Source organism: Desulfovibrio sp., assembly GCF_034006445.1.
Classification (GTDB): Bacteria; Desulfobacterota; Desulfovibrionia; order Desulfovibrionales; family Desulfovibrionaceae; genus Desulfovibrio.
Genome location: NZ_JAVESS010000002.1, coordinates 229,695 through 247,787, shown reverse-complemented (window position 1 = coordinate 247,787; position 18,093 = coordinate 229,695). Strand labels below are relative to the sequence as shown.

The following is an 18,093-nucleotide window of genomic DNA, read 5'->3' as shown; positions in this document are numbered from 1 at the left end:
GCTTTACCAATTTGCCGATAAGCTCTATAGTAAACATCGGCAGGCCCAAGGCTGATGATGCCAGCGGCCCTTACAGGTTGAGCGGCTGGTTGCAACAAGGAGCGCACATGGATGTAAATCAGAGAAAACAGGAAGACGAACTTCTGCAACTGGTGACTTTCAGCATCGGTGAGGAGGAGTTCGGGGTCAATATTCTGAAAGTGCAGGAAATTATCCGCACTATGGAGATCACCAGGGTACCCCGCGCTCCCGAATTTGTTGAAGGTGTCATCAACTTGCGCGGAAAGGTGATCCCCATCATTGATCTGCGCCGCCGCTTTGGCCTTGTGTCAAAAACGCACGACAAGAACACGCGGATCATTGTCATCGAGATCAACAATATCATTGTAGGCTTTGTGGTTGACGCGGTTTCCGAAGTGCTGCGCATTCCCGCCAGCACGGTTGAGCCGCCGCCGCCCGTGGTGGCCGGAGTGGATTCGGACTACATCAGCGGCGTTGGCAAGCTTCAGGATCGCCTGCTCATCATGCTTGATCTGGACAAGCTGCTTTCCAACGACGATATGGAAATGCTCGGCGGCATATAACCGCACCGGGACAACAGGTTTTTCAGGGCGAAGGCTATGAGCTTTCGCCCTTTTTGTATGTAGAAAATCCCCCGCTAGTGCTGTGACCCTCATCATGTTTTCAAAGTTCAAGCCTGGTGGGGCTTTTTTGCTTTGTCTACCTGATGGGGGGCATGGCACTATGCCAGGGGATATTTTTGCAAGACATGATCTATCTGCAAAAGAAGCTGTGAGCTTATTTTTTTGCCATGCCTGCCCGGATTTTCCGGCAGGCCCCGCCTACTTGGCTTCGGGCCGGGTATTTATGCGGCGGCTGGAACGCAGGGTCAATTCTTCCACAATGACTTTCTCATAGTCTGGCGCCAGAGAAAAATCGGCATGCAGTTCCGCACAAATCATGTTTTCGATTTGCTGAGTTTCTTCCCATATTTCAAGCAGTTCGTCATCAGCCAGAGTTTTGACGCGCTGCGCAAAGGGTTCTTCGTCAGCAAAGGGTATACAGGAAGCCATATGTTTTCTCCCGTGGGCAAAGACAAAAAGCCTATATAATGAGCCAGAGGACGTTGGTGTCCCCAAGAGGGGCCGTTCCTATGGATACAGTTTTTCGTCGGCGAATATCTGCGCAGTTTTCACCAGTTTCAGCCTGGGCCGCAAAGTATCAGGCATTCCCACAGGCTGCAATATGGCCATGACGAAAAGCAGGGGCGACAGATAACCACTACTCCAGTCAGCTACAAATGTCACGGCCTCAGGGGCATTTTCGTGCTGCTCTGGCGCAAGGGGTTCCCATTGCCGCAACATGGCCCTGATATTGGCGGTACGGGGGCCTTTTTTGGTGTCGCGCGTAAAATTCAGTTCGGGCAGTGCTGCAAAATCCTCAAAACACTGGACAACCTGCCTGTTTTCTTCAGGGGTTGGCAGAGACAGGCAAAAAGCCTCGGCAATGGCCTGCTCGGTGCGGTGGCTTTTGTCCACGAACTCAACACGCACGACTTCCATGCCCAGCGGCAGAAGAGGGTTCAGGCGGTCGGCGATTTCCTGCGGCGGCAGAACCTTGTGCAGGGTCAGGGCAAACCATTCCGCCCGGCTTTCCACGCCAACCGGCAAGGCCCGGCCAAAGGACATGAGCGGCATGGGGTGGAAACCCTGAGAAAAAGCCATGGGCAGACCGGCCCGGCGCAGGGCGCGGTCAAGGACGGCTTGCAGTTCCAGCTGGCTCAGGTAGGCGCAGCCGCCAGCCTTGCTGTGCCAGATGCGGTATTGCGCCGCCTTGACGGTCAGTTCTGCGGTTATTTTGGGGGGGCGGCTGGCGGGCGGGCGGCACACCAGGCGGCCTTCTTCATCCCGGCTGGGCTGATGGGCGCGCTGGTCGCGCTGCGAAAAAATAAGCCTGTTGCGGTGCTGGTGGCTGTCCGGCAGGGGCGTGTCTTGCAGGGCACTGGCCGACGCGGACTGTTCTTGCGCGTTGTGCGCAAGGGGGCCGCAGTCTGTGGTGGTAGCGATCTGCGCGTCCACCGGAGCCTCGTTGGCGCTGGCCGCGCCATTTGGAGATCCGCTGTGGGGGGCCGCGTCATTTGAAGATTCCATGTGGGGGGCTGCTTCACCCAGAGACCCGTTCAGAGGGGCGATGCAGCCAGGCGAGGGCGTGTGCGGCATGCGCGACGGCCCGGCCTTGGTGTCGCAGGCTCCACATTGGCGGCAGGCCCCGTAGCGGCAGTCGTCGGTAATTTTTTCCCCAAGGGCGCGCTGCCATTCACGCAGCAAAAATTCCTCGGAAATGCCCGCCTCAAGATGTCCCCAGGGCAGGGGGCTGCCCGGTTGGCGTTCCCCCGTGCATTCCTGCGCGCTCAAGCCGCATTCTTCCAGCGCTTCCAGCCAGGGAGCAAGCGCAAAGTGTTCCATCCAGCTGGTGAAGATGGAACCCTTGCGGTAGGCCTTTTCCACCACATCGGCCATGCGGCGGTCCGCGCGGGACAAAATGCCTTCAAGATGGCTCATGGCGGGTTCGTGCCAGCGCAATTTAAGGAATTTTACCCCCTTGAACTGCTGTCGCACAAAATGGACCCGCCGCTGGATCTCTTCCTGGCTGATCTGGGGCACCCACTGAAAGGGCGTAAAGGGTTTGGGCACAAAGGGCGAAAGGGCCGCCGTGACTTGCAGGCGCGGGCTGCCGCGTCCGGCGGCGTCACGAACCTTGAGGCACGTTTCGGTAATGGCGGCCAGGTCTTCGTCCGTTTCGGTAGGCAGGCCGATCATGAAATAGAGCTTCACCTGACGCCAGCCGTGCTCAAGCAGCTTCTGGGCATGCAGCAGCAGGTCTTCTTCAGTGACGCCCTTGTTGATGACGTCGCGCAGGCGCTGGCTGCCGGCCTCAGGGGCCAGCGTGCAGCCGGTGCGGCGCAGATCGGCCATGCGCTCGATGATTTCGTCGTCAATGGAGCCCACCCGCAGCGACGGCAGGGAAAGGCCGATCTGTTCACGGGCGCAACGGTCCAGCGCGTTGAAGCACAGGGTCTTCAGGGCTGAAAAATCGCCTGTGCTGAGCGACAGAAAAGAAATTTCGTCAAAGCCGGTTTCGCTGAGGCAATTGTCCATCAGGGTCTGGATGGTCTCTAGCGAACGCTCGCGCACCGGGCGGTAGACCATGCCCGCGTGGCAAAAGCGGCAGCCGCGCGTACAGCCGCGCGCGATTTCCAGTGACAGCCTGTTGTGAACGGCCCCCACGGGCACCACCTGCTTGGCGGGATAGGGGGTGTTGTTGATATCCGCCACGATGCGGCGGGCGGGCCGCGTATAGTCGTCCATCAGGGGCACGGGCGGGGCGGTGGGGGCTTCAGGCCGGGCAGTGAAGAGAGAGGGCACGTATACGCCAGGAATATGCCTGGCCTCAAGCAGCAGGCGTTCACGAGTCCAGCCGGAATCCAGCGCTTTTTCAAGCAGTTCAAGAACGTCAGGCAGACTTTCTTCGCCATCGCCCAGCACCATGATGTCAATAAAGGGCGTCAGGGGTTCCGCGCTGAGCAGGGCGCCGCCGCCTGCAATAACAAGAGGACAGGCCGTAAGATCCTGCGGCCGGTCAGCCGTGCGCAGGGGAATGCCAGCCAGATCAAGCATGTAGAGGACGTTGGTATAACAAAGCTCATGCGTGATGGAAAAACTCAGGCAATGGGTCTGCCCCAGTGGGGTGTCAGATTCCAGCGTGGCCAGGGGCGTATTGTGGGCGCGCAGGATATCGCCTGCCTCGCGTTCCGGAGCCATGACCCGTTCAGCCCACCAGTGGGGTCGGCTGTTGACGATATTGTACAGAATTTTTTGCCCCAGATAGGACATGCCGACGTCATAGGTATCAGGAAAGGCCAGAGCCACACGCAAACGCACGTTTTGCGGGTCTTTTCGGCAGACGTTGTCTTCAATGCCGGCATAACGGCTGGGTTTGGGCAAAAGCGGCAGAAGGGAACGCATGGTCTTCCTTATGGGGGGCAAAAGGCGGCGGGTACGAAAAGGGCGGCCTTGCGCGCCGCCCTTGAAAAAAGCCAGAAAAGGAAACGGACTTACTTGATCAGGCCGCTGCCGGAACCGCCGAGCGGATCGGAGCTGAACTGCATCCTGCCCAGGCCGCCAGCCACAGTGAGGTTGGTGCAGGCTTCGATGTACTTGTCCTGAAGTTCCTTGGGGGTGCTGGCGTAGCGGTAGAGGAAATTTTTTCCTTCAAGGCTGCCGCTGAACTCGGGTTCAAAGGGGTATCCGTAAGGCAACATCATCATCTGCACGCCCTGTTGCGTGGGAATGCTCTGGATGGCGGCCACATCATTGAGGCAATCTTTTTCGGCATCGTACTTGCCAATGACAAGTTCGCCCGTTACCAGCTTCATCAAACGAATATCGTAAGCCATGCTTTGCTCCTGAGTGTTGATGGCTTTAGGTAGGCACTGGAGCAGCACATGTCAAGGCATTTTCTGTTGCCTTGGCTGTCGAAAACGCTAAAATAACGCCATGCAGAATTTTGACGTTACACCAGAAAAAACTTCGGATACGGCCTTTGAACTTGTCAAAAAACGGCTTGGGCACAGTTTTGCCCGGCGGGAACTGCTGGACCTGGCCCTGACGCACAGTTCGTGGGCCAATGAGTACTCTTGTGGTCAGGAGCACAATGAGCGGCAGGAATTTCTCGGCGATGCTGTGCTGGAACTTTGCGTCTCGTGGGAGATCTACAAGCGCTTTCCCACCGCGCGTGAAGGCGAACTCACCAAGATGCGCTCAAATCTTGTGAGCGCCGTGAGCCTTGCTGAAAGAGCCCGCGACCTTGGCCTTGATGTCCTTCTCAAACTGGGCAGAGGAGAAGAAAATCAGGGAGGGCGCAAGCGCGACGCTGTACTCAGCGATGCCCTGGAGGCTGTATTGGCGGCTGTTTATGAAGATGGCGGCTTTGCGGCGGCCCAAAAAGCCGTGGCGCGTATATTCGCCGGGCAGTGGCCCGACAGGGCCGGGGACGGAAAAGCCTCAAAAGACTATAAAACCCGACTGCAGGAAGCCTCGCAGCAGCGTTTTGGCCAGGCGCCACTGTATACGCGCTTGGCCAGTCACGGCCCCGAGCACTCCAAGGTTTTTGAAGTTTCTCTTCGTCTGCCTGATGGCAGCCAGTTTGTCGCCAGCGGCAGCAGTTGCAAAAAAGCTGAACAGCAAGCTGCACGCGACGCATTGAAAACGCTCGGGCACTCGGAATAAGCCCTGCGGCGGCTGTGTGGGCAAAATCTCTGATTTGGTGGGAGAGCCAGTTATTTGGCCTAGTCCGGGGGCACGGCCCCCGGACTTCCCATATCTTTGGTCTTCCACAACCTAGAGCACTATACCCTAGCCGCCGATGAGCTTCATGGCCATCTGTGGCAGCGAGTTCGCCTGCGAGAGCATGGCCACCGCAGACTGGCTCAGGATCTGGTTGCGCACGAACTGCGTCATTTCGGTGGCGACGTCCACGTCTGAAATGCGCGATTCGGCAGCCTGCAGATTTTCTGCCTGAGTATTCAGGTTGGTAATGGTATTTTCCAGACGGTTCTGCATGGCGCCCAGGTGAGCGCGTATCTTGTCCTTGGAAATAATGGCATTGGTAATGGCGTCCAAGGCCTTCTGTGCGGCCTCCTGCGTGGAGACTGTGCCGCCAGCGCGCAGGTTGCCGCTTTCATCAAGGGCCTGATTGCCGACGCCAAGGGCCGAGGCCGTGCTGGTGCCTATCTTGATGTAGTAATAGTCTTCGGCAGAGTCGTTGCCCGTGCCAAAGTGGATCTTCATCTTGCCCGAGGCACTCATGCCGCTGCCGTCATGCGTGTCGCTGGACAGAGAGCCGTTGAGCAGATGTATGCCGTTAAAGTCAGTGGCATTGGCGATACGGGTAATTTCCGAAGCCATGGCCTGATATTCGGATTCGATCATCAGGCGCTGGGTGGAATCGTACGTGCCCGTGGCCGCCTGTTCGGCCAGTTCCTTCATACGGGTGAGCTTTTCGTCAATAACGCCCAGAGCGCCGTCGGCGGTCTGAATCATTGAGATGGCGTCATTGGCGTTGCGCGCGCCCTGTTGCAAGGTGGCGATGTCGGCCCGTTGCAGTTCGCGAATGGCCAGACCTGCGGCGTCGTCCGCAGCGCTGTTCACGCGCAAACCTGTTGAAAGGCGCTGTACCGACTTGCTCAACTGAGAATAGTGAGCATTCAAATTTCTGGCCGTGTTTGCGGCCATCATGTTGTGGTTGATAACCAAAGACATGGGGCACCTCCTGGTGGTTGCTAAGCTGTTGGGCATTTTGCAATCTGTGTGCCACAAAAAAATATCATTTTATATTAGTGTGTTGTGAGCCTGTTTTGCCCCTGGGAATTTTTTTCCGACCTGCGGTGCGAAAATTTTGACGCTCTGAAGCAGAAAATGTGGCGTCAAAAGGGCAGACTTTGACCGGTGCCAGACTTCCCCTGCCATACGACCCCTTCATCAGTGCAGTCGCGCGACACGGCTGCGGCGGCAAGGTCTCGTGATTCGGCGTTGCCGAATCATGGCTCGACCGTGCATCGGGTGCGGGCCAGCCCGGTCGTGATGGTGGGCAGGCCGGGCAGCAGGAGGCAGTGCATCGGCCACCTGAGCAGCGCGCCATTCTCTGCGCAGTTTGGCCAGGGCAATTTCTCTTTGGAATTGCCCTGCTGGCGCGAAAGCGGCAGTCGCCACGAAGCGGCGTGGATTCTGGCGAAAACCACGTTTTTCGCCAGAAGGATGCGTTGAAACAAGGAGTGTTTCAAAAGCAAAATGCTCTAGGTGTTGCTTGTGAAATTGTTTCTCAGCCAACCCGGTAGCCTGCCAGCACGGCAGTGATTAAGTGCGTCGTGCAGGCCGGGCGCAGAGCGCTTCATCACCCAGGGCGGCAGAATCGCGCAATGCTTCACAATGACAAACGCAGTGCCACCCGTGCCATCGTTACAAGCGGCATGGTGCTAACGACGCAGGCGGGTTGCGCACGCAGGGTTTATACATAAATTGATTTTTAAAAACACGTAGTTAATCTGCATTCGTGCCTTTGTTTCATGTGCTTGCTGTTTGCAGGCGGAAACAACTGGCTGTAATTCTTGTACAAGACAAATGTGTGCAGGGCCGGCATATTCATGCAGGTGAATCTCGCCAAAAGCGGGGAATTTCAGAGTATACTACTGACAGCGTTTGTCAGGTTGCGTGCAAAAAAAATGGATAGCTGCCGCCTTTGCAGCTTTGTAACAGCGAAAGTAAGTTTTGAGCACGAATGCCCCCATAAAATGTACTAAGCTGGTATTGTTTGATGTGTCCCAATACGCATATGTTCTTTTTTGCGCATACGACGCAATTTTGTGGCACCCTGTCCAAGTCTTTTTATGTCTTCAATTGAATTGGATAATTGCCGCAACTTTGTAAAATACACAATTTTGCTTTCAGAATGACAGTTGCATAAAGCCGAAATACATAGAGATTTGGCTATAAGTACGCATTGTTAAACTTTGAACTAAGGCTTGACAATCGCGACCAGACGGGTAACTTAACTCACGGTGTCGCAGGTTTTTTGTAAGGCGGCACCTTTTGGTATTGGTATTCCTCATCCGATGCTACGGCAAATTTTGCCTTTTTTGCGCGATAGTGCCAATTAGCACAAGCTCGCGAAAGGGCATTAGGCATCGGTGGGGAAGGTGTGTCAGTGATTACTTGCATCATTCGCATGGAGGACTATGGGTATGGCATCACCAAAGGCAGCATTTAACGAGGATAAAGTAGCTCTGCTTATAGGCTGCCTTGTCTTCGTTTTAGCGCTCGGAAAAATGGTTGGCCTGGATATCATGGGCTGGGTCGTGGGCGTCGGCATGTGGGTCGACAACCCGCTTAACGCCTGGAAAGCTGCAACTTGGAAGTGGCTGCCCGGTTGGGCCTCGCTGCTGGTAAGCTATGCGGTTATTACAGCCCTGATGGCTATGGGCATCAAGCTTATCAAGGGCAATGTGGCCAACTTCGTGCGTGGCTTCACCATCATTTTCTTTATCGCCATCGCTTGCTATACGCTTGGGGCCAACGCCTATATTGCGGCCAACCCCACGCAGCTTGCCAAGTTGGGCATTCCCTGGGCACTGGGCCTCAGCACTGAGGCTGGCCTTATCGTGGCTCTTGTTGTGGGCATTCTTGTGGGTAACATTACCCCCCAGTTTGCCGAGAGCCTGCGCGAAGCCTGCCGCCCCGAACTTTTCGTTAAAATCGCCATCGTCATCATGGGCGCCGAACTGGGCGTGAAAGCCGCTGATGCCGCCGGTTTTGCCGGTCACATCATTTTCCGCGGTCTTTGCGCCATTGTTGAAGCGTATCTGCTTTACTGGTGCGTTGTTTACTACGTTGCCCGCAGATACTTCAAGTTCAATAAAGAGTGGGCCGCTCCTCTTGCCTCCGGTATCTCCATCTGCGGCGTTTCCGCTGCCATCGCCACGGGCGGCGCTATCCGCGCCCGGCCTGTGGTGCCCATCATGGTTTCTTCGCTGGTCGTGGTGTTCACCTGCATCGAAATGCTCGTGCTGCCTTTCGTGGCGCAGCACTTCCTTTCCAGCGAGCCCCTGGTGGCCGGCGCCTGGATGGGCCTTGCCGTCAAGTCTGACGGCGGCGCCATCGCCAGCGGCGCCATCACCGAATCCCTCATTCTCGCCAAGATGGCCGGTCAGGGCATCAACTGGGAACCGGGCTGGATCGTGATGGTTACCACCACCGTCAAAATCTTCATTGACGTGTTCATCGGCGTGTGGGCCCTGGTGCTCGCTTACGTGTGGACCGCCAAGTTCGACAAGACGCGCGGCGAACGCACCATGACCTGGGGCGACGTTATGGATCGCTTCCCCCGCTTCGTGCTGGGGTACATCGCCACCTTCCTGATCCTGCTGCTCATGTGCCTGTCCTCGCCCGAACTGCACAAGCTCGGCAAGGGGCTGTCCGGCACCATCAACGGATTCCGCGTGCTGTTCTTCCTCATGACCTTCTTCACCATTGGTGTTGTGTCCAACTTCCGCAAGCTGCGTGAAGAAGGCATCGGTCGTCTGGCTGTTGTGTATGTGGTGTGCCTGTTCGGCTTCATCATCTGGGTGGGCCTGTTCATTTCCTACGCCTTCTTCCACGGCATGACCCCGCCTGTTATCGGCGGCTAGCATATACGGAGTGAGATATGGAAAATAGCAATGAAGTAAAACTCCATGAAGAAATTGAAAAAATGGAGTATGAACCCCTGGATCCCGTGGAAATGAAGCTCATCAAGGGCGGCGTGGGTCTTGGCATCTTTCTGCTGGTGGTTCTGTTCCTCGTCAGCAAGTTTGTAATGACCACGCACTAGGCACTGCCATCGCGTAATAGACAACACACCGGGAAGAGCCAGCTCTTCCCGGTGTTCGCGTTAATAAGGATCTGCTATGCCGCGCTATCATCTGCGCTTTATGAAGGGCCCCAACTACACGCTCAATCTCGAATATGAAGCTGTGGTTGAAGCGCCTTCCTTTGAACAGGCACTGGCCCCGCATACTGACTGGCCCATAACTGAAAGTTACGACCACGCCACGGCCACTGCCTGGAATCCCGGTACCTGCGTGTATTATCAGGAAATGTGGGAAGCTGCGCTCTTGCCGGAGAACACGTCGGAATGACGCGACCACGCTATATTGTCAGCGCCTGCCTGGCTGGCATTGCCTGCCGGTATGACGGGCGCGCCAACACGTGTGCCGCTGTTGTGCAACTGGTGGCAGAGGGCAGGGCGGTTGCGGCCTGTCCCGAGTGCCTTGGCGGATTGCCGACCCCCCGCACGCCGAGCGAGATCGTGCACGGCAAGGTTTTGACCAGGGACGGGCATGATGTGACCCGGCATTTCGAGCTTGGGGCACAGGCGGCCACCGAGCTTGCCAGGCAAGAGGGCTGTACGGCGGCCATACTGAAAAGCCGTTCCCCCTCCTGCGGATTAGGGCAGGTTTATGACGGCACCTTCAGCAAATGCCTGTGTGAAGGGGACGGCATGTGGGCGGCGCAGTTGCGTCAGGCGGGGTTTGCCCTGTTCAGCGAAGAGTGTTTGCCGGAAGAGTAAGGTGAAGGAACAACTGAATCCAGAAACTGTGCAGGTACATCAGCATTCCTGACTGGTGACGAAACAGCAGTTTTTTTATGAATAAAAGCCCGGATCAGCGTGAGTCGCCGATCCGGGCTTTTTTGTAAAAATGGGCCAATCGTCAGATTTTTTCAGCGCAAATGCCCTGAAGAGCCAGCTCTGCTACAACTTTTTCACAGAATTCCGGCAGTTTGGCCTGAATTTCGGCAGTGAGGTTCAAGTCCATACTTTTGTAGTCGAGAGGCTGAATGCCAAAGACCACGGCGGCGGGGCGATGGCCCGCCAGTTCGCAGGTCGCCAGGGTGTCAAGCAGGTCGGTCTGGTGCATCGAGTCTCTGAAGCTCAGGCTCTGCCGCAAATTTTCGCCTTCAAGCCTGTAGATGGTGCCTGGCTCCTTGGGGCCGAGCACGACATCCAGCACGACCAGAAAATCGCAGTCCATCAGCTCGCTCATGAGCATGAGACCCTGCGTGCCGCCATCCATAAGGGTCACGTTGTCAGGCCAGTGATAGTGCTCTTCAAGATATGCTGCGGCGCGTACGCCGAAGCCTTCGTCGGTCAACAGGATATTGCCTACCCCAAGGATAAGCACTTTCTGATCGCTCATGTGTCAGCTCTTTTGCTTGAAGAGAAAAAGGGCGGGGGATTTGGCCCCCGCCCTTTTGCGTCATGCTTATTGTATCTTACAGGACCTTGAATTCATTGACTTCGTTGGTTTCGCCGTCAATGACGTGCACCGAACAGGCGATGCAGGGGTCAAAGGAATGGATGGTGCGCAGAATTTCCACCGGGCGCTTGGGGTCGGCCACAGGCGTTCCCACAAGAGCTGCTTCGGCGGCGCTGGGCACGTCCTTGTCATCCCGCGGTCCCAGGTTCCAGGTGGTGGGAACCACAAGCTGGAAGTTGTCGATCTTGCTGTCCTTGATGGTCATCCAATGCGACAGACCGCCACGGGGCGCGTCCACAAAGCCCACGCCACGGCCGGTGACCGGCACGGTGTAATTTTCAACGATCTGCTTGTCCTTGCCGATGTTGTTTTCATACTCGTTGAGCCAGTTTTCCATCTGCTGGGCGATAACCAGGGTCTGGATACCACGGGCGGCAGTACGGCCAAGGGTGGAGAACAGGGCTTCGGGGCCCACGTTCAGCTTGCCGAGCACGGCATCAATGGTAGGCTTGATGGTCTTGTGGTTGTGACCATAGGCCACGAGCATCTGGGCAAGGGGGCCGGTTTCCACGGCATGGTTGTCGTAGCGCGGAGCCTTGTTCCAGGAGTACTTGGCCTTGTCGCCCATGAAGGTGAAGTGAGGATTGGTTTCGCCGTTATAGGGCTCACGGGTCTGGCCTTCGTACCAGCTGTGCTTGACGTGCTCGTTGATCTTGTTGGGATCAAAGGGCTGCACGGAACCGACCTTGCGGTCATAGATGACGCCGGGCTTGTACCAGCGGCTGTTGAGGTCGCGTTCGCCGCCGACAGCGGGGAATTCGCCGAAAGCCATGAAGTTGCTGGTGCCGCCGATGCCGGCCCAATCCTTGTAGTAGCTGGCCACAAGCAGCAGGTCAGGAATGTACACTTCTTCAATGAACGCGCGGGACTTGGCGTAAATGTCGCGGAATTCCTTGATGCGTTTGGGGGTCAGGGCATCGTAGCAGGTCACGCCGCCAGCCACAGTGAACTGGGTGTGCGGGTTTTTGGCGCCGAAAACTGCCATGCCCTTGGCCACTTCAACCTGCGCGCGCAGAGCTTGCAGATAGTGGGCCGTGCATACGAGGTTGGCTTCGGGGTCCATATAGTAACCCTGATGCCCGCCAAGGAAGTAGGCGTTGGTGAAGGGGCCCAGCTGGCCGCTGTTCACGAAGGTCTTCAGTTTGGCCTGCACGGCGGCAAAGTCTTCAGCAGTGGCCTTGCGGGGCGAAATGGAAGAAGCCAGTTTGGCGGCCTTGGCCGGGTCGGCCTGAAGGGCGTTGGCTACATCCACAAAGTCCAGGGCATGCAGGTGATAGAAATGCACCAGATGGTCATGCATGAACTGGTTGGCAAGCACGAGGTTGCGGATATAGGTGGCGTTGGCCGGAATGGGCTTGTTGATGGCGTCTTCAAGGCAGCGCGTGGAGGCCAGGGCGTGGGTGTAGGTACAGACGCCACAGGTGCGCTGGGTGAAATGCTGCGCGTCGCGCGGATCGCGTCCCTTGAGGATGGTTTCAAGACCACGGAAAAGGGTGGCGCTGCTGCGGGCTTCCTTGATCTTGCCGCCTTCAACTTCAACTTCAATGCGCAGATGCCCTTCGATACGGGTCAACGGGTCCACAACAATGGGGCCAGTGTAGCTGCTCTGGGGCGTTTTGGTGACTTGGCTCATTTTTTATCCCCTTAGTTCTGGTAGAACGGCGTCATATCGTCCCAGAAATTGGGCTCACTGCAACCAATGCAGGGGTGCCCCGCGCCAACAGGCCAGTTGGTCTCGTTGAAAAGAACCTTGGGACAGTTGTTGTAGGTCTCCGGTCCTTTGCAGCCCACATCGTACAGGCACCAGCCCTTGCGTGCTTCTTCCGAATTGAAGGAAGGCGCAAATTCGCCAGCGTCGAAGTGTTTGCGGCGTTCGCAAAGGTCATGCACGGTCTGGCCGAAGAACATGACGGGACGGCCCACTTCATCAAGCTCGATCTTCTGACCCTTCAGGAAGGCCACAAGCGCTCCAACCATGTTGATGGGGTTGGGGGGACAGCCAGGCACGTTGATGGCTTTGATGCCGATGTTGCCGTAGCAGTCGTTGACGCCCTTGGCGCCGGTGGGATTGGGCTTGGCGGCCTGGATGCCGCCGTAGCAGGCACAGGTGCCCACGCTGACCACAGCCTTGGCCTTGGGCAGAATGTCCTTGCAGATGTCATACATGGTGTGGCCGGCAATGTAGCCGTACTTGCCGTCCATGCCGGTGGGAATGGCCCCTTCGACAATACAGACAAAACCTTCGGGGCTGTTGACGGCGGCATGAAGCGCTTCTTCAGCGGCTTCACCGGCGGCGGCCATAATGGTTTCGTGGTAGTCGAGAGAAATGGTGTCGAGAATGAGAGTATCGATGAAGGGTTGATAGGTGCGCAGCAGCGCTTCAGAACAGCCCGTGCATTCTGCGGCGTGCAGATAGACCACCGAGGGACGACGCCCGGTAAGCGCGGCTGCCACCTCGGAGGCGAAAGCCGGGCCCATGCCCATGGCTACGGCCACTGCTGTGCAGAATTTCATGAAATCGCGGCGGCTGATGCCCTGGCGCTCCAAACGCTCCAAACGCTCTTCTCCGCCTTCTTTGCCCAGACCCACGGCAATACGCATAATAGCCTCCTGGCAAGAGTGAATGAACAACTGCGGTGCAGTCCCCCTGCCACCGGGGCCTGCTGTGCGGCGCGAAAAAAATCACGCCGTTCCGTGTCAGGACAGCGGCGTAGCAACGTCCGGCTCAAGGCCGTGCGCCCGGCGGCGCTGTCAGTGAATAATTCAGGAATAAACTTGATGCGGGAGACCGTTGACCTTGGCATGTGCGACATTCATGCCCCTCATGTTTTCGCACAATCAACTGGTCATCATTTGCAAAAAATTATACGCCGTAACCTGTGCGCGGTCAATAGGGTTATGGTTTTTTGCGTGCGCATGACCGAGCGACAGCCATGCGAAATATGGTGGGATTTTCTCCCATGCCGCAGCCTGAAAGCACTTGCGGGCTGCGGCCCTTCGCTGCTCGCCTCAATAATAAATTGGCATACGCACAAGGTGCAGCAGATAGTATATACTGAAGAACTGAAAATTGTTGGTTCAATAGAGCATTTTCGCATTGAGAATATCTATTCTCGCGGTAGCCGTTGCCCGCTCCGGCGGGCTTGCCTGAACCGTTGGCGGGAACCGCCTTGCGGGGCAGGACAGCATCGCTATGGATAGCGACAGTGGTTCTTCCACTTAGATGTCTCGTAACCAATTACTGTCTTCAGGCGTATTTTCCTGCGTCACAACGCCTGAAGCAATGCTTCCAGGACGCTCGCTCCGGCGTTTAACCGCGCAGATAAACAGCGCTTACGCCTCCGCAGCGGGCGTCTGCTCCCGCATCCGGCAGAGCAATTTCAAAAAAAATTGCTCTGGATAAACGGCGCAGCGATCCTGCAAAAAGTGCGGTTGCCAGCAGCAAGGGCATGCGCTATTTTTCGAAACCGCGTGGCCTCAGGCCCAGGTAAAACACCTTCTTTACCACCGCATACTTCGAGGATGGCATGAAAACGGAATCCCTTTGTCTGCACGCAGGGTATGAGCCCAAAAACGGCGAACCCCGCGTTGTACCCATAGCACAGAGCACCACATTCAGATACGAATCCACGGCGGCCGTCGCGAGACTTTTTGATCTTGAGGACGCGGGTTTTTTCTATACCCGCCTTGGCAACCCCACCGTGGACGCGGTGGAACGCAAGATTGCTGCTCTTGAAGGCGGGGTAGGCGCGCTGTGCACGTCATCCGGCCAGGCCGCCAGCATGCTCTCCCTGCTCAATGTCGCGCAAAGCGGCGAGCATGTGGTCAGCGCGTCCAGCATCTACGGGGGCACCTTCAATCTTTTTGCCGTCACGCTGAAAAAACTGGGCATTGAAGTCACCTTTGTGGACCAGAACGCCTCGGACGCGGAGCTTGAAAAGGCTTTTCGGCCCAATACCCGTGCGGTTTTTGGCGAAACGCTGACCAATCCGTCCATGGACGTGCTGGATATCGAACGCTTCGCGCGGCTGGCGCACAGCCATCGCCTGCCGCTGATCATCGACAGCACCTTTGCCACGCCCATTTTATGCCGTCCTTTTGAGTACGGAGCGGACATTGTTGTGCATTCCACCACAAAGTATATGGATGGGCACGCCCTGCAGATGGGCGGGGTTATTGTGGACAGCGGCAATTTTGACTGGACCAGCGGCAAATTCCCCGAATTTACCGAGCCAGACCCCTCGTATCACGGGCTTGTGTATACCAAAACCTTTGGAAAAGCGGCCTATATCGTCAAGGCCAGGGTGCAGCTCATGCGCGACATGGGGTGCTGCCAAAGCCCGCAGGGTGCTTTTTACATCAACCAGGGGCTTGAAACACTGCCGCTGCGTATGGAGCGGCACTGCCGCAATGCCGAAAAGGTGGCCGTCTTTCTTCAGGGACACGACAAGGTGGAATCTGTCAATTATCCGCGCCTGCCGGGCAATGCCAACAAGGCGCTGGCCGACAAGTATCTGCCCGAAGGGTGCAGCGGCGTCATTTCCTTTGCGCTCAAGGGCGGGCGGGATACTGGCGCGCGTTTTATCGACAGTCTGAAGATGATTTCTCTTGAGGTGCATGTGGCGGATATCCGTTCCTGCGTGCTGCATCCGGCCAGTTCCACGCACCGGCAGCTGAGCGACGAGCAGTTGCACGATGCCGGCATAGCCCCCGGCACCATCCGTCTGTCAGTGGGGCTTGAGCATGTGGACGACATCCTTGCCGACCTTGCCCAGGCTCTGGAACAGGCATAGCCCAAGGCAAAAATAGGGTTTGAGAACAGACATCCTTGAAGTTAAAAAGACGCCCGCTTCGGCGTTTGACTGCGCTGACAGCGCCTGTGTCTTTATGGCGCGCCCCGTTCATGCAGTCGTCAGCGTCATTGCGTTTTGAAACGGCCCTTGCGCTTGGGCAGAGTAACGCTGAAAAAATGTACATGCTCAACTGTGCTGTTTGCCAAAAAGTAAAGGCGGCGGAAGAAATTCCGCCGCCTTTTATGGTGATGTGGGGTCTGCGTCAGCGCCTTCTTTTGCCCGCAAAAATCTGCTGAACCTTCTGTGGGGACGTGGGATACCGGAATCCGACCTCAATGAGCCTGCGCGCCGCGTTGTCGCGTCCCACCCTGCTGGTGCCGCCCATAACCACGGCCAGCATGCGGGTTTTCCCTCTTTGGGCCGTCACGATAAGATTGTAGCCCGAGGCCACGGTCCATCCTGTTTTGAGTCCGTTGACGCCAGGAACCTGCCCCAGCAAGGCGTTGGTATTGCGCGTCATTCTGCCTCGGTAGGTGAACAGGGGCACGTTGTGATAGCGCAGGGCGGAGGGATGCGCGCGAAGATAGGCGCGCGCCATGGTGGACATGTCCCTGGCCGTGGTTTTTTGACCGGCGGCGGGCAGACCTGTGGGATTTTTGAATGTGGTGCGCTGCATGCCGACGGCCTTGGCCTTTTCATTCATGGCCCGGACAAACTGGCGCTCATTGCCGCCCACACGGCGGCTCACGGCCGTGGCCGCGTCATTGCCCGAAACAACGGCCATGCCGGTAAGCAATTGCGACATTGGCACCCGTTCGCCTGCGCGCAAATACATGGATGAACCGCCAACAGAGGCCATTTCAGGCGTAATCCTGATTTTTTCCTCAACCTTGATTTTTCCGGCCCGTATTTGATCCATGGCAAGGAACATGCTCATGACTTTGGTGAGCGACGCAGGCGGTATGGCCATGTCCGCATTTTTGGCATAGAGCACAGCGCCCGTGTCCATATTGATAAGTATGGCGGCCCGGACGGGCATGGCCGCCAGAGATCGGCAGGGCAGGACACAAAGCAAAATGAAGCAGACCAGAACTGCGCTGGTCATGCGTAAAAAGCTGCGTCGCTGCGTGGCGGAGTCGTGTCCCCCGTCGTCTGTAACATGCCTGATGTCCCGACGAAGCGTGGCGGCAATCGTGGGGATGGCGCAAGAGTCTGTTTTAAACATTATACCTGTATGCGCGGTTGGCTTCCTCCACCGCCTGCATGGCAAAAGCCAGCAACACAGGGCCGACGATAAGTCCCACTGGCCCAAAGCTGGAAAGTCCACAGAGGATGGAGATAATCAGTACAAAGAACGGGGCCTTGATGCCCTGCCGCAAAAACAGCGGGCGCAGTACGTTGTCCACGCCAGCAACAGCCAGTAAGCCCCACAGCGCCAGGGCGACAGCAGCCATGGTCTTGCCTGTGAACCAGAGTGAAATGCAAAGGGGAACCCACACAAGCGCCGTGCCCACCATGGGGATGGGAGCCACAAGAGTGGCAAGCAATCCCCAGAACGCGGGCTGGTTGACGCCAGCCACGGCAAAGGCGATGCCGCACATAAGCCCCTGGGCAAGAGCCACCAGAACAATGCCGAGCATGATGCCGCGCAGCGCTCTGTGAATGGCGGCAATAAAGCGCCGGAGCAGGGGCTGGGAAATGTGGAGAGTCCTGCCGGTAATCTTGCGGATGTGGCGGGAATAAACCGTGAAGATCACAGTGAGGCTTATGAAAAGAAAGCTGGTCCAGAGCACGGTCATGGTGCCGCCCAGAAAATCCACGCCGCGCGACAGCAGCACGCTCATGGCGCTGTCAAAAAAACTGTCCAGTTTCAGCAGCAGGTCGTTGAAAATGCGCTCCAGGCGGGGATATTCCGTCAGGCTTTGCCGCCACTCCTGTATGTAGGCTACCCATTCCAGCGGCAACTGAAAGTTGTTGGCCTGCAGTTCACGCAGGCGCGTAAACCCGGCCGCCGCCTGAGGCGACACCAGAAGTACCAGTACGGCCACAGGCACCACCAGTGACGCCACCAGCATGCTGATATATGCGTACAGCGGCGTGGAGTGCGAAAGGGCAAGCAAGGTGCGACGTTTGCGGGAGTCTGGCGTGTTTCTTTCAATCTGCATGCGCCAGTACCGCGCTTTTTGGCGAAGTCTGTGGTACTGCGGCAGGGTCAGGCAGGACAGGCAGGCAGCCATGAAAATAGTGACGGGATTGGGCATCAGCAACAGATAGCAGGCCAGTACAGCTAGCAGATAGAGCAAACGGGGCAGTGTCTGTGTCATGCAATAAGCCTTGAGTTGCGTGCGCCATGGCAGATATGGCCGAAAACTGGCCAAGCGGCGTAAGCCT

General features: G+C 56.9%; 16 protein-coding genes. 7 read left to right on the top strand and 9 right to left on the bottom strand.

Features of this window, described 5'->3' with window-relative positions:
• The first annotated feature begins 107 nt into the window (after positions 1 to 107).
• Positions 108 to 584: a chemotaxis protein CheW gene (locus tag RBR41_RS03810; protein WP_320351199.1), complete on the top strand. Its 477-nt coding sequence runs from the start codon at positions 108 to 110 to the stop codon at positions 582 to 584.
• 258 nt (positions 585 to 842) lie between these two features.
• Here RBR41_RS03810 and RBR41_RS03805 read toward each other — a convergent pair whose 3' ends face one another.
• From RBR41_RS03805 to RBR41_RS03795, 3 genes are all read right to left on the bottom strand, one after another.
• Positions 843 to 1,073 (bottom strand): hypothetical protein, encoded by a 231-nt coding sequence (locus RBR41_RS03805; RefSeq protein WP_320351197.1) that lies wholly within the window; start codon positions 1,071 to 1,073, stop codon positions 843 to 845.
• Positions 1,074 to 1,151: 78 nt separating this feature from the next.
• The gene (locus tag RBR41_RS03800) at positions 1,152 to 4,025 is read right to left on the bottom strand and encodes a TIGR03960 family B12-binding radical SAM protein (protein WP_320351196.1); all 2,874 of its coding nucleotides are present in this window, start codon (positions 4,023 to 4,025) and stop codon (positions 1,152 to 1,154) included.
• A gap of 89 nt (positions 4,026 to 4,114) precedes the next feature.
• Entirely contained in the window at positions 4,115 to 4,456 is a 342-nt protein-coding gene (locus tag RBR41_RS03795) for a hypothetical protein (protein WP_179979407.1), read from the bottom strand.
• A gap of 100 nt (positions 4,457 to 4,556) precedes the next feature.
• Between RBR41_RS03795 and rnc the strand changes: the two genes are divergently transcribed.
• Positions 4,557 to 5,288, top strand: coding sequence for a ribonuclease III (gene rnc, locus RBR41_RS03790; protein WP_320351193.1), 732 nt, complete (start codon positions 4,557 to 4,559; stop codon positions 5,286 to 5,288).
• A gap of 126 nt (positions 5,289 to 5,414) precedes the next feature.
• On the opposite strand, the gene RBR41_RS03785 is transcribed toward rnc, so the two are convergent.
• Entirely contained in the window at positions 5,415 to 6,320 is a 906-nt protein-coding gene (locus tag RBR41_RS03785) for a flagellin (RefSeq protein ID WP_320351191.1), read from the bottom strand.
• A gap of 1,478 nt (positions 6,321 to 7,798) precedes the next feature.
• Between RBR41_RS03785 and RBR41_RS03780 the strand changes: the two genes are divergently transcribed.
• The 4 genes from RBR41_RS03780 (at position 7,799) to RBR41_RS03765 (ending at position 10,161) form a co-directional block, all read left to right on the top strand.
• The gene (locus RBR41_RS03780; RefSeq protein ID WP_179981669.1) at positions 7,799 to 9,241 is read left to right on the top strand and encodes a putative sulfate exporter family transporter; all 1,443 of its coding nucleotides are present in this window, start codon (positions 7,799 to 7,801) and stop codon (positions 9,239 to 9,241) included.
• Between the two features lie 17 nt (positions 9,242 to 9,258).
• Positions 9,259 to 9,423, top strand: a complete 165-nt coding sequence (locus RBR41_RS03775; RefSeq protein WP_320351188.1) for a bacteriocin-type signal sequence — start codon at positions 9,259 to 9,261, stop codon at positions 9,421 to 9,423.
• Between the two features lie 76 nt (positions 9,424 to 9,499).
• On the top strand, positions 9,500 to 9,730 hold the full coding sequence (locus RBR41_RS03770) for a hypothetical protein (protein ID WP_320351186.1): 231 nt from the start codon (positions 9,500 to 9,502) through the stop codon (positions 9,728 to 9,730).
• Positions 9,727 to 10,161 carry a DUF523 domain-containing protein gene (locus RBR41_RS03765; protein WP_320351184.1) on the top strand — a complete coding sequence of 145 codons (435 nt, stop codon included), beginning with the start codon at positions 9,727 to 9,729 and terminating at the stop codon, positions 10,159 to 10,161. The genes RBR41_RS03770 and RBR41_RS03765 overlap by 4 nt, the downstream gene beginning before the upstream one ends.
• A 142-nt stretch (positions 10,162 to 10,303) precedes the next feature.
• On the opposite strand, the gene RBR41_RS03760 is transcribed toward RBR41_RS03765, so the two are convergent.
• From RBR41_RS03760 to RBR41_RS03750, 3 genes are all read right to left on the bottom strand, one after another.
• Complete coding sequence (locus tag RBR41_RS03760) at positions 10,304 to 10,789, bottom strand: HyaD/HybD family hydrogenase maturation endopeptidase (protein WP_320351182.1); 486 nt, start codon at positions 10,787 to 10,789, stop codon at positions 10,304 to 10,306.
• 76 nt (positions 10,790 to 10,865) lie between these two features.
• Entirely contained in the window at positions 10,866 to 12,542 is a 1,677-nt protein-coding gene (locus tag RBR41_RS03755; protein WP_320351180.1) for a nickel-dependent hydrogenase large subunit, read from the bottom strand.
• Positions 12,543 to 12,553: 11 nt separating this feature from the next.
• Complete coding sequence (locus RBR41_RS03750; protein WP_320351178.1) at positions 12,554 to 13,510, bottom strand: hydrogenase small subunit; 957 nt, start codon at positions 13,508 to 13,510, stop codon at positions 12,554 to 12,556.
• A 926-nt stretch (positions 13,511 to 14,436) separates the two neighbouring features.
• On the opposite strand from RBR41_RS03750, the gene RBR41_RS03745 reads away from it, so the two are divergent.
• Positions 14,437 to 15,702 (top strand): O-acetylhomoserine aminocarboxypropyltransferase/cysteine synthase family protein, encoded by a 1,266-nt coding sequence (locus tag RBR41_RS03745; protein ID WP_320351177.1) that lies wholly within the window; start codon positions 14,437 to 14,439, stop codon positions 15,700 to 15,702.
• A 262-nt stretch (positions 15,703 to 15,964) separates the two neighbouring features.
• On the opposite strand, the gene RBR41_RS03740 is transcribed toward RBR41_RS03745, so the two are convergent.
• Together RBR41_RS03740 and RBR41_RS03735 are read right to left on the bottom strand one after the other, a co-directional pair.
• A complete protein-coding gene (locus RBR41_RS03740) occupies positions 15,965 to 16,807 on the bottom strand; it encodes a D-alanyl-D-alanine carboxypeptidase family protein (protein WP_320351175.1) in 843 nt (280 codons plus the stop codon).
• 112 nt (positions 16,808 to 16,919) lie between these two features.
• On the bottom strand, positions 16,920 to 18,026 hold the full coding sequence (locus RBR41_RS03735) for an AI-2E family transporter (RefSeq protein WP_320351173.1): 1,107 nt from the start codon (positions 18,024 to 18,026) through the stop codon (positions 16,920 to 16,922).
• Positions 18,027 to 18,093 lie beyond the last annotated feature (67 nt).